The sequence below is a fragment of the Candidatus Pelagibacter sp. PS_44 genome (assembly GCF_059417735.1).
The window spans coordinates 998,946-1,009,470 of the sequence record NZ_CM182063.1 but is presented as its reverse complement, the minus strand read 5'-3'; the positions used below and the strand labels follow the sequence as shown (position 1 = coordinate 1,009,470).

The 10,525-nt window shown below is 28.8% G+C and carries 13 protein-coding genes; 5 read left to right on the top strand and 8 right to left on the bottom strand.

Annotated elements, in window-relative coordinates:
• Nucleotide 1: 1 nt before the first annotated feature.
• Together AC5SLO_RS05555 and msrA are read right to left on the bottom strand one after the other, a co-directional pair.
• Entirely contained in the window at nucleotides 2-814 is an 813-nt protein-coding gene (locus tag AC5SLO_RS05555) for a rhodanese-like domain-containing protein (protein ID WP_494572980.1), read from the bottom strand.
• A gap of 1 nt (nucleotide 815) precedes the next feature.
• Entirely contained in the window at nucleotides 816-1,259 is a 444-nt protein-coding gene (gene msrA / locus AC5SLO_RS05550) for a peptide-methionine (S)-S-oxide reductase MsrA (protein ID WP_494572979.1), read from the bottom strand.
• Nucleotides 1,260-1,294: 35 nt separating this feature from the next.
• On the opposite strand from msrA, the gene AC5SLO_RS05545 reads away from it, so the two are divergent.
• Nucleotides 1,295-2,179: a DMT family transporter gene (locus AC5SLO_RS05545; protein ID WP_494572978.1), complete on the top strand. Its 885-nt coding sequence runs from the start codon at nucleotides 1,295-1,297 to the stop codon at nucleotides 2,177-2,179.
• Entirely contained in the window at nucleotides 2,172-2,807 is a 636-nt protein-coding gene (locus AC5SLO_RS05540) for a DNA-3-methyladenine glycosylase family protein (RefSeq protein WP_494572977.1), read from the top strand. Before AC5SLO_RS05545 ends, AC5SLO_RS05540 begins: the two co-directional genes overlap by 8 nt.
• Here AC5SLO_RS05540 and AC5SLO_RS05535 read toward each other — a convergent pair.
• On the bottom strand, nucleotides 2,794-3,090 hold the full coding sequence (locus AC5SLO_RS05535) for a DUF1330 domain-containing protein (RefSeq protein ID WP_494572976.1): 297 nt from the start codon (nucleotides 3,088-3,090) through the stop codon (nucleotides 2,794-2,796). The genes AC5SLO_RS05540 and AC5SLO_RS05535 overlap by 14 nt on opposite strands.
• Complete coding sequence (locus tag AC5SLO_RS05530; RefSeq protein WP_494572975.1) at nucleotides 3,090-3,980, bottom strand: glycosyltransferase family 17 protein; 891 nt, start codon at nucleotides 3,978-3,980, stop codon at nucleotides 3,090-3,092. Before AC5SLO_RS05530 ends, AC5SLO_RS05535 begins: the two co-directional genes overlap by 1 nt.
• A gap of 29 nt (nucleotides 3,981-4,009) precedes the next feature.
• Here AC5SLO_RS05530 and AC5SLO_RS05525 point away from each other — a divergent pair, with 29 nt between their 5' ends.
• On the top strand, nucleotides 4,010-4,546 hold the full coding sequence (locus AC5SLO_RS05525) for a phosphoribosyltransferase (RefSeq protein WP_494572974.1): 537 nt from the start codon (nucleotides 4,010-4,012) through the stop codon (nucleotides 4,544-4,546).
• A 33-nt stretch (nucleotides 4,547-4,579) separates the two neighbouring features.
• Here the strand turns inward: AC5SLO_RS05525 and AC5SLO_RS05520 are convergent, their stop codons facing one another.
• Nucleotides 4,580-5,890 carry an NCS2 family permease gene (locus tag AC5SLO_RS05520; RefSeq protein WP_494572973.1) on the bottom strand — a complete coding sequence of 437 codons (1,311 nt, stop codon included), beginning with the start codon at nucleotides 5,888-5,890 and terminating at the stop codon, nucleotides 4,580-4,582.
• 130 nt (nucleotides 5,891-6,020) lie between these two features.
• On the opposite strand from AC5SLO_RS05520, the gene AC5SLO_RS05515 reads away from it, so the two are divergent.
• Nucleotides 6,021-6,326 carry a hypothetical protein gene (locus AC5SLO_RS05515; RefSeq protein ID WP_494572972.1) on the top strand — a complete coding sequence of 102 codons (306 nt, stop codon included), beginning with the start codon at nucleotides 6,021-6,023 and terminating at the stop codon, nucleotides 6,324-6,326.
• Between the two features lie 47 nt (nucleotides 6,327-6,373).
• Here the strand turns inward: AC5SLO_RS05515 and AC5SLO_RS05510 are convergent, their stop codons facing one another.
• Together AC5SLO_RS05510 and AC5SLO_RS05505 are read right to left on the bottom strand one after the other, a co-directional pair.
• Nucleotides 6,374-6,820, bottom strand: coding sequence for an Hsp20 family protein (locus AC5SLO_RS05510; protein WP_494573789.1), 447 nt, complete (start codon nucleotides 6,818-6,820; stop codon nucleotides 6,374-6,376).
• A 98-nt stretch (nucleotides 6,821-6,918) separates the two neighbouring features.
• Complete coding sequence (locus tag AC5SLO_RS05505) at nucleotides 6,919-8,994, bottom strand: S9 family peptidase (protein WP_494572971.1); 2,076 nt, start codon at nucleotides 8,992-8,994, stop codon at nucleotides 6,919-6,921.
• 17 nt (nucleotides 8,995-9,011) lie between these two features.
• Here AC5SLO_RS05505 and AC5SLO_RS05500 point away from each other — a divergent pair, with 17 nt between their 5' ends.
• Entirely contained in the window at nucleotides 9,012-9,518 is a 507-nt protein-coding gene (locus tag AC5SLO_RS05500) for a J domain-containing protein (RefSeq protein ID WP_494572970.1), read from the top strand.
• Here AC5SLO_RS05500 and AC5SLO_RS05495 read toward each other — a convergent pair.
• The gene (locus AC5SLO_RS05495) at nucleotides 9,515-10,480 is read right to left on the bottom strand and encodes a glycosyltransferase family 9 protein (RefSeq protein WP_494572969.1); all 966 of its coding nucleotides are present in this window, start codon (nucleotides 10,478-10,480) and stop codon (nucleotides 9,515-9,517) included. The genes AC5SLO_RS05500 and AC5SLO_RS05495 overlap by 4 nt on opposite strands.
• Nucleotides 10,481-10,525: the final 45 nt, after the last annotated feature.

Here is a 10,525-nt window from a genome sequence, read left to right as displayed (position 1 = left end):
TTTAGCTTTTTCCATATTCACTCCATGAACCATCATAGATTACCGGATTATATTTATTATCTATTAAAGAATAAGCAAGTGCCAAAACTGCAGCAGTAACACCAGATCCGCATGTAAACACAATATTTTTGTCTAGGCTACTTTTTATTAAGCTAAACTTATGAAAAATTTTCTCTTTATCAATAAAAGTATGATCAGCATTTATAAGTTCAGAAAATGGAAGGCAATAAGAATTATTTATAGAACCACTTCTTAAGCTTTTTCTTGGCTCAGGCACCACACCTTCAAATCTCTCTTTACTTCTTGCATCAATAACTAAAAATTCTTTTGTTAAAATATTTTCATTAATTTGGGCTTTATTTTTTACTAATTCTATTTTTTCATTGGCAGAATAATGAGAAGGTTCAATATTTACTATATCGTTTGTAGTGGGTTTTTTTTCACTAACCCATTTATTTAAACCACCATCTAATACTTTTATCAAATTTGGATTGTGTCCAAAATAAATAAAATTATACCAACATCTACATGAGCTAATAACATCTGAGTTATCATAAACAATAATCTGATCATCATTTTTAATACCCATATTTGAAACAATATTTTCCCATGATTTAATATCAATCAGCATATGGGGTAGGTCAGTATCTTTTTTTGAATTTTTATCTAAATCAAAAAAAATTGCATTTTTTATATGTTGTTTATTATACTCTTCAAAACCATTTCTTTTGGTTTGAGGCATGTGCCATGAACAATCAATAATTTTTACTTTATTAAGATTTGTCATCAACCAATCAGTACTTACTAATGACATCTTATCTTTTTTCTAAATATCGTTGATGATATTCTTCAGCTGGGCAATAATTTTTCACTAAAGAAATCTTTGTTACTACTTTTCCAGATAACCTTGAATTTTCTTTATCAATCATCTGTTTAGCAATTTCTTTTTGCTTATCATTAAAGTAAAAGATTTCACTTCTATATTGTGTACCAAAATCAGGCCCTTGTGAGTTTAATGTTGTTGGATCATGTATTTCAAAAAAATATTCTAAAATTTTTTCATAAGAAATAACAGTTGGATCAAAATCTAATTTAACAACTTCAGCATGATTGGTAATTCCTTTACAAACTTCTTTATAATTTGTTTCCTTTTTGTCACCACCACAATACCCAACTTCAGTTTTTATAACACCTTCAAGTTTACTAAATTTTATTTCAGGTCCCCAAAAACATCCTAATCCTAAGACAGCTATTTCCATTGATTATCCTTTAATTTGATCTACAAATTATTCCTATGTTAACTAAAAATCAATTAGGTTTATTGTACATGTTTTTGTCTGTTTGTACTTTTTCTATAATGGATTTGCTTGTAAAATGGTCAGGGGATTACCCTACAGGACAAGTTCTTTTCTTTAGAGGTTTTTTTGGTCTTCTGCCTACTTATTTTTTAATCCCTAGGGATCAATTAAGAACTTTTTATAAAACCAAAAGACCTAATGAACATATTTTTAGATGTGTTATGGGTTTAATTGCACTAGTTGCAATAGTAATAGCTTTGAGGGAGCTGCCTCTTGCTGTGGTGGTAAGTCTTTCTTATGCTGCTCCACTCTTTATCACTATTTTATCAATTTTTTTATTAAGTGAAAAAGTTGGTATTTTTAGATGGGCAGCAGTTATTTTGGGTTTTATTGGAGTAATTGTAATTTCTGAACCTGGGTTTCTTGAAATGAATTTTCTTTATTTTTTACCAATAATTTTTTGCATTGGCATGGCATTTGTAACTATTACAATTAGAAAATTATCTACAACAGAGCCAATTTGGCTTATTTCTATTTTTTTTACAATTACAATATCTATTGCAGGCTTAGCAACAATTCCATTGGGTTGGATAATGCCTAATTTTAAAGATTTTATTCTTTTAGCTTTAATTGGTGTTACTGGAGGTGCTGCAAATTTATTATTAACTCAATCTTACAAGCTTTCTGAAGTATCTTTAGTTGCTCCATTAAAATATTTGTCATTAGTTTTTGCTGTATTTTTTGGTTATATGATTTGGAATGAGATACCAACCTTTAAAACATTAATTGGTGCATCACTTGTTATAATATCATCCCTTGTGATTTTTAGAAGGGAAATTTATTATAAACAAAAAATACCTTCAAACATTAGACATGACTAAAACACCAATATATTGGAATACCGCTAAAAAATATTTATCTAAAAAAGATAAAATTATGAGAAAGTTAATAACCAAATATAATTCCCCATCTGAAACTATACTCACTTCCAGAAAAGATATTTTTTTTTCATTATGTAAAAGTATTATTGGACAACAGATAAGTGTTATGGCGGCAAACTCAGTTTTTTTAAAATTTAAAAAAAAATGCAAGAACAAGATTAATGCAAAAACAATTTCCAAGTTATCAATTGCACAGCTCAAAAGTTGTGGGTTGAGCAGATTAAAAGCTAAAGGAATTAAGAGTTTAGCAAAACAAACTCTTGATAAATCATTTAATCCAAAACTAATTCCTAAAATGTCAGATGAAGATGCTATTATCTACTTGTCTAATTTAAGACAAATAGGCAGATGGTCAGCGGAAATGATTTTATTATTTACTTATAATCGTTCAAATATTTGGCCAATTCAAGATATTGGGCTTCTAAGAGCAATTTCAAAAAATTATAAAAAAAAATATTTTCCACCTGAATCTTATGTAAGACTATTAAATAAAAGATTTACTCCATATTGTTCTGTAGCAACTTGGTATTTGTGGAGAAGTATTGATCCAGAACCTATTCAGTACTAAAGCCTTCTATAATTTGTAAATTTCTCTTAGTTGTGTCTTTAGCTAAAGCCCAACCTGCCTGATATTCTTTTGAGTCATGGCATTTGATGGCCTGCTCATAGCTTGGAAATTCCCAAATCACTGTTCGTGAATATTTTTTTCCCTCTAAAGTTAAAAATTTTCCTCCTCTTACTATGGGTTTTGCCCCATAACTTTTTAAAATCTCAGTAACTTTTTCTGCATACTTTTTTATATTTTCTGAGTTATCTATATTCTCGTATAACGCAATCCAGTATGCTTTCATCAATCTATCCAATCTAAGAATTTATCTTTATTCGTTACAATATATTCTGGCAGTTTATTAAATTCAAATTTTTCAAGAATACTACCGTTTCCAATTTTATTTACAGTTTTATCAACCTTTAAATCATAGATTGCCTGTTTATTTTTTATTATTTCATTTATCTGTTCAACTGAAAGAGGGTTTAGGTCAAAATCTTTATGATGCAAATAAGAACGTAATTTAAATTCTATTTCTTTTGGTGTTTTGATATTTGAAAAATGCCAACCACCATCGTTTATAATCTTTATACTTGTATATTTAGTGTTTGAAAAAAAAGTATCTATTCTAAAGAAAGAGTATTTTCTATCTTTTATATTTCTAAGCCATTGAGGGTTAACTAAATTTTTCTTTTTACAAGCTTTTGTACCTGTCCAAGTAAAATTTGGTAATTTCAAATTGAATTTGTAGTAAAACATATCTTGTTTAAATAAAATTATTTTTTCATTTAAACTATTAAAATTTAACCCTGAAAGTTTTGGTATTTCATCAACATCAGAGATCATAATAAAATCTTCTTTATTTGCCGCCTCAAGTCCTTTGCTTATAAGATTTCTTTGCCCATTTTCTCTGTATGCTGCATTAAAAATTGCTTTTCTATATTTTTCATGCTCACTGTCATCAATTTTTATCTTTTCAGTTTGAGAATAAATTTCTTCATCAACTATATAAATAATCTTGTCTTTAAATTTTTCAAATTTTTTATGATTAAATCTTAATTGTCTGGATTCACCTTTGTGAGTAAATCTGCTTTCAACAATTACAAAATAGTCAACAAACTTGTTTAAAATATTGAGCCTAACATCTACAACCACCTCTTCATCAAAGTACATAAAGCAATCATAAATTTTCATATTTTTTATTCTTTTTTATTTATATTTATATGATAAAAAATTTTATGGCAGATAAATTAATTATCACTTTTAACCAGTATACAAAAATAGTTGAAAAATTAGCAATAGAAATTCATAAAAGTTATAAACCAACAGTACTAGTTGGCATTATGAGAGGGGCGGCACCCATACTGGATATCCTTTCTAGAATTTTAAAATTGCCAATTGCCTATATTGTTATTCAAAGCTATTCAGGAAAAGGGATGGAAGATAAGCAGGGTCAATTAATGTTTGCAAGAGAGATTAGTTCCTTGGCCGAGAATAAAGATTTTGATAAAGTGTTATTAGTTGATGATCTTTCAGATACTGGATTAACTTTGAACAAAAGTATCGAGTGGTTGAAAAAGTATGAGCCAACAAAAAATTATATTAATGAAGTTAAAACCGCCTGCTTGTGGAAGAAAAAATCTTCTACATTTGAGCCTGATTTTTGTCCAGTTAAATTAGATTCAGATCCATGGATTGTTCAGCCAACTGAACATTATGAAGAATTATCTATGGAAGAAATAATTAAGAGAAATAAATAGGGCTGGATTAATTCCAGCCCTAAAAATTATATTTTAAGCAACTACAAAGCTAATAAAACTTAGTATTGCAATAACCCATATTGCTGGAGAAGTTGAAGAAAACTTACCAGTAAATAATCTGATTAACGCATAAGATACAAAAGCTAAAGCAATACCATTACTAATACTGTACGTTAGTGGCATAGCTATCATTGCAAGAATAGCAGGGGCTGCTTCACCAATATCGTCCCATTCAATATCAGTTATGTTTCTAACAAAAAGAACAGAAACAAATAATAAAGCCGCACCATCAATTTGTTTAGGCAAACTTGTTGCTAATGGAGCAAAGAATATGCAGGCCAAAAATAACAGACCAATAACCAAAGAGGTCATTCCTGTTTTTCCACCAGCTTTCACACCAGCTCCAGATTCAACATAACTTGTAACAGTTGTTGTTCCCATCATTGCACCTGCAACGGTTCCAACACTGTCGGCCATCATTGCTTTTTCTATGTCTTGAACTTTTCCATTTTTATCAACCTTACCAGCAACGTTAGCTACAGAAGTCAATGTTCCAGCGGTATCAAAAAAATCAACAAACAATAAAGTAAATACAACAGTTGTCATACCTGCTGTTAATGCAGCTGATAAATCAAAATCAAATAGGTAGGTCATTGGAGGCGGTGAGCTTGCAATACCATTAAATTTAGCAAGTCCAGTAGCCCATGCAATTATACTGAATAATAAAATTCCAATTATAATGTTTCCTTTAACTTTCATTTTTTCAAGAACAACCATTAAGATAAAGGCAGCACAACCTAATAGAACAAGTGGATCACCTAAGTCACCTAGCTGAACTAATGTGACTGGATTATCAACAACAACTTCCATTATTTGAAGACCAATTATAGCAAGAAATAGTCCTATACCAGCACCAATGCCTAATTTTAAACTTCTTGGAATTGAGTTAATTAACCAAGCTCTGATAGGTGTTAACGAGATGATTAAGAATAAAACTCCAGCAACTAACACAGCACCCAAAGCTTCTTGAGGCGTATAGCCCATTCCAGCACAAACACCAAATGCAACAAACGCATTGATTCCCATGCCTGGTGCTAAACCTATTGGCCATGTTTTTCCATAAAATGCCATTATGAAACAAGCAAGTGCTGTAGCAACAATTGTTGCCGTATAAACTGCTCCAAATTCAAAGAAACCTTTTTCTGGTCCAGCAAATTCACCTGATAATATAAATGGATTTAAAAACATAATGTAGGCCATTGTCAAAAATGTTGTTACACCAGCTATTACTTCTGTTTTAAAATCTGTCTTATGTTTTTTGTAGTTAAAATATTTATCTAACATTTATCCTCCTAAGATTAGACATGAGTTTTATTAGAATTTTTTTGTAAATTCTCTTAAAAACCTATGTTTATTAACATAATTCAACTTATAAGTTATATTTAAGCCATATTTTTGGTGCTATCATCGTTTCATGCAAAAATTAAAATATATTTTTATAAGTTTATTTTTTTTTAGTCTTTTGAGTGGCTGTCAAACAATTAAAGATAAAACTGATGAGATTGTTGAAAAAGAAAATACAAAATTAAGTCAATTTATTGGAAAGAGTTCAAATAGTTTGCAAATTGAACTAGGTAAGCCTGATGAAGATTTTAAAAATGATAAAGGAAATTTGGAGCTTGTTTATAATTCCAAAAAATATGGAATACTTTGTGAAAGAAGATTTGAAGTAGACTCGAGCTCTATTGTAATTGGTTTTGTGTCAAATGGTTGTTTTTAAATATTTAATACCTGTGGGGAAGTGCTCCCCACAAGTAAGGTTAATACTTATCTAATTTCAATAAGCTTTTTCTTTTTATATTCAGGTACAATTCTTTCACAGGCGATTGTCAAAAGACCATCTTTTAATTCAGCACCATTAACTCTCACATCTTCCGCAATTGTAAATGATCTGGCAAATTGTCTTTGTGAAATACCTTTATGAATAATTTCACCATCATCAGATTTGTTTTCTGATTTATCAACTTGTTTAGTTCTAACAGTTAATAAATTATCCTCAAACTCAACCTCAACATCATTTTTATTAAATCCAGCCAGAGCAACTTCAATAGCGTAGTTGTCTTTGCCAGTTTTTCTAATGTTGTAAGGTGGGTAATTGGACTGCATGGTTAACCCTCCATTTCCTAGCATATTTTCAAATTGGTCAAACATATCGTCAAAACCAATTGAAAAAGGTCTTAGAGTGTTAAATATAGATAGATCCCTACTTGTCATAGTTTCCTCCTTTATTAGCAAGGTTAATTTAGTAAGACCCATTAGGCGACTTACAATTAATATTTAAGAACTAGTCTGAAAATTTCAAGATGGGATAATTAAATTTTTTTACAAATTTTTAAGGCAAATGCATAATCTAATGCAATTTCTTCAATAGCACCATCACGCCCAGATTTACCACCATGGCCCGCATTCATTTCAGTTTTTAAAAGTAATAAATTATTATCGGTTTTGTATTCTCTAAGTTTAGCTGTAAATTTTGCTGGCTCATCAAATAAAACTCTATTGTCACTTAAACTAGTTGTTATGAGCATATGAGGATAGTCCATCTTTTTAATATTATTATAAGGTGCGTAAGAATATATATAATCAAAATGATCTTTTTTATCTTTTGCATTACCAAACTCGTCAAACTCTCCAACAGTTAAAGGTAAAGAGTGATCAAGGTTTGTAGTTAAAGAGTCTACAAATGGAACGGCCATTATAATTCCTAAAAAAAGTTCTGGTGCTAGGTTAACTACAGCACCCATAAGAAGTCCCCCAGCAGAACCACCCATCCCAATTATTTTATTTTTTGAAGTATATTTATTTTCAATTAAAAATCTTGCAGAAGCAATATAATCCTCAAATGTATTTTTTTTGTTAAGTAGTTTTCCATCTTTCCACCATTTCATCCCTCTTTCCATGCCACCTCTTATATGAGCGGTAACCCAAATTATATCTCGATTGATTAAACTTAATTTAGTTGAAGAAAACCCTGGACTCATTGAACTGCCATAAGAGCCATAACCATAGAGTAGTAAATGTGCAGATCCGTCTAATTTAGTATCTTTATGCCTTGTTATTGTAAGAGGAACCAATTTTCCATCATGAGATTTGCAATCAATTCTTTCAACTATGTAATTATCAGGATTATGACCAGAAGGAATCTCTTGTTCTTTAACTAATCTTTTTTCTTTTGTACTTAGATTATAAGAATAAACTCTAGACTGTGTTTTTGGTGAAGAATAACTTAAGTATATCTCATTAGTATTTTTATCTCTTTGTTTTAAAGATATACCAGGCACATATACAGTTTCATCAGAAAAAATTAATTCTTCTTCTATTCCTGTAGTGATATTTTTTACAAATAGTTTATCTAAAGCATCAGAAGTTTCTGATCTAATAATCCAATTTTTTAAAAAAGTTAATCCACCAATTAAAACTTCATCTTTTGCAGATAAAAAAGTTTTCCAATTGGGATTTTCTAAACTATCACTAATATCTATTTTAAAATCTTCAGCATTTTCATTAGTGTGATTATAAAATTTGCCATCCCAAGAATTTACAGAATATAAAACTCCTCTTTGTCTTTTTTTTATTAATTTAGGCTTAGGATTTATTTCACTTACTTCAAAGTAATACTGTTCGGAGGTATTATGGTCTGAAGAGCTAATAAAAAAGTATTTATCATCAGAACTCAAACTTATACCAACAGTAAAAGCTTCACTTTTTTCTTCAAATATTAACTGATCTTCTTTAATAGAGGTTCCTAATTTGTGTCGATAAATTTTTCTTGGTCTATGGTTTTCATCAAGCTTTGAATAAAATATATATTTATCATCTAAGCTAAAAGTTATACCACCAGATGTCTCTTCTATTTTTTCAGTAATTAATTTTTTTGTGTTTATATCTCTAATATATATTGTGTAGTACTCCGAACCCTTTGTATCTAAAGAGTATCCTAAATATTTATCATTAAAACTAACTTCTAAATCGCCAACACCAAAATATTCAACGTTAAGTTTTTCTTTTTCTTCATCACCATTCCAAATTTCCTCAATATTATTAGTGCCAATTTTTTTTCTTAATTTTATAGAATAATTTCCTTTTGTGGTGGTCTTTGACCAATATTCATAATCAAAATCTTTAAATGGAAGAGACTCATCATCTAATTTTATTCTACCTTTAATTTCATCAAATAATTTTTTTTGTATTTCTTTGGTGTCAGATAAGTGAAAATCAGTATATGAATTTTCTTCTTCAAGATATTTTCTAACCTCTGGATTAAGTTTTGTATTATCTTTTAAAACTTCTAGAATGTCTGCCTGGTGAATCCAGCTATAATTATCTTCCCAACTGACATTGTGACACGTTTTTATTTCTGATTTTTTTTTGAGTTGTGGTATTTTCATGAAGACAAATTAAATATATGAATATTATTATATATACACTAGTTTTTTTAGGAATTATTTATCTTTTATTAAAATTTTTAGCTAATGCTTCTTCTAAAAAAATATCAAAACATTTAAGAAAATTAATTTTTGTCGGATCAATTATCTTGGCTATAATTCTATTTATAGGTGGAAAATTTTTACTAAGTGTGCCCTTGACGCTTTTGAGTTTGGCTGTAGTTAAATTAAAAGGTCTTTCAATATTTCAATTAATTGGATTATTTAGACTTATTCAAACTCTTAGAAGATCAGGAAGATTTTCATTTAATCAAAATCAAAATATTAAGAATCATTCAACATTGTCACTAGAGGAGGCTTACAAAATATTAAATCTAGACATTGAGAAAAGAGTAACAAAAGATGATGTTCAAAAAGCTCATATAAAGATTCAAAAAAAAATTCACCCTGATATTTCCCCAGAAACAGCCAGGCTATCTTCAATTGTAAATGAAGCGAAAGATCTAGTCTTAAAAAATATTTCTTAATTTAAAATTTGTTTTAATTGTTCAAAAATTTTTATTGGATTGATTTTATCTTTACCTAAAGTGTTATGCGTTACAAAGCTTTCTCCATCAGGCAGAATTGGGTACATCAAGGTATTATAACTTCCATATATTAATGGTGTGTCTGCCATTAAAACAATTGTTTTAATACCAAGACCTGAAGAAAGATGACTGAAACTTGAGTCGTTACAAATAGAAATATCACAATTTTTAATTATTCCTAAAATTTCATAAATATCTAGATCATCTAAAGGAATACATTTATCCTTAAACTCTGAATTCAATATTTCTTTTAGAATTTCTTGTTCATCTTGATTTTTCCCAGTGGCTAAAAAAAATTTACAACGGAGAGTGCTAGATGTTAGTCGAATAAGCTCTATAAATGTTTTAGCAGGAATTCTTTTTGTTGGACCCGATCCTCCAATACCAAGTAAAATATTTTTTTCATCATTTTTAATTCTAAATTTTAGTTTTGCTTTAAAAATAGATTTTTCATTAAGTAAAATTTTTGGATTTTCTTGTATATCTAGATTTAATTTTTTTTTTAAAAGTTTTTTTGGGGCATCAATAATATTTTGTTCTTTTTTGTCAAACAAAGGGTACTGATAAACATTCTTGATTCCAGCAAATTTTGCAATCAAATTAAATCTTAATGATGAATTAAAAATAAAAATTTTATCAAATTTGTATTCCTTTAGCTCCCTTACTAATTTAAAAAAACCTTTAAAGCCTTGATGCTCAGCATTTTTTTGTTTATTGCCCTGTTTTAGAATTATGATTTTATCTATTGATTTATCATCTTTTAAAATTTTTTCAGCTTTTGAACTTTCTTTAACAAGGATGTTAACGGGTGTATTAAATTTTTTAGATATAGCATTTATAAATGGCAAATAGATGACCATATCTCCAATCCCCATTTTATTTTGTACTATTAAAATTTTCATATTAGGCTTTTATACCTTTACTAAACTTTTTTTTTATATAAATTT

Bases quoted from the DNA above. Each gene is read 5' to 3' on its own strand.
- AC5SLO_RS05555 (WP_494572980.1), bottom strand. From the start codon at position 814: ATGTCATTAGTAAGTACTGATTGGTTGATGACAAATCTTAATAAAGTA.
- msrA (WP_494572979.1), bottom strand. From the start codon at position 1,259: ATGGAAATAGCTGTCTTAGGATTAGGATGTTTTTGGGGACCTGAAATA.
- AC5SLO_RS05545 (WP_494572978.1), top strand. From the start codon at position 1,295: ATGTTAACTAAAAATCAATTAGGTTTATTGTACATGTTTTTGTCTGTT.
- AC5SLO_RS05540 (WP_494572977.1), top strand. From the start codon at position 2,172: ATGACTAAAACACCAATATATTGGAATACCGCTAAAAAATATTTATCT.
- AC5SLO_RS05535 (WP_494572976.1), bottom strand. From the start codon at position 3,090: ATGAAAGCATACTGGATTGCGTTATACGAGAATATAGATAACTCAGAA.
- AC5SLO_RS05530 (WP_494572975.1), bottom strand. From the start codon at position 3,980: ATGAAAATTTATGATTGCTTTATGTACTTTGATGAAGAGGTGGTTGTA.
- AC5SLO_RS05525 (WP_494572974.1), top strand. From the start codon at position 4,010: ATGATAAAAAATTTTATGGCAGATAAATTAATTATCACTTTTAACCAG.
- AC5SLO_RS05520 (WP_494572973.1), bottom strand. From the start codon at position 5,890: ATGTTAGATAAATATTTTAACTACAAAAAACATAAGACAGATTTTAAA.
- AC5SLO_RS05515 (WP_494572972.1), top strand. From the start codon at position 6,021: ATGCAAAAATTAAAATATATTTTTATAAGTTTATTTTTTTTTAGTCTT.
- AC5SLO_RS05510 (WP_494573789.1), bottom strand. From the start codon at position 6,820: ATGACAAGTAGGGATCTATCTATATTTAACACTCTAAGACCTTTTTCA.
- AC5SLO_RS05505 (WP_494572971.1), bottom strand. From the start codon at position 8,994: ATGAAAATACCACAACTCAAAAAAAAATCAGAAATAAAAACGTGTCAC.
- AC5SLO_RS05500 (WP_494572970.1), top strand. From the start codon at position 9,012: ATGAATATTATTATATATACACTAGTTTTTTTAGGAATTATTTATCTT.
- AC5SLO_RS05495 (WP_494572969.1), bottom strand. From the start codon at position 10,480: ATGAAAATTTTAATAGTACAAAATAAAATGGGGATTGGAGATATGGTC.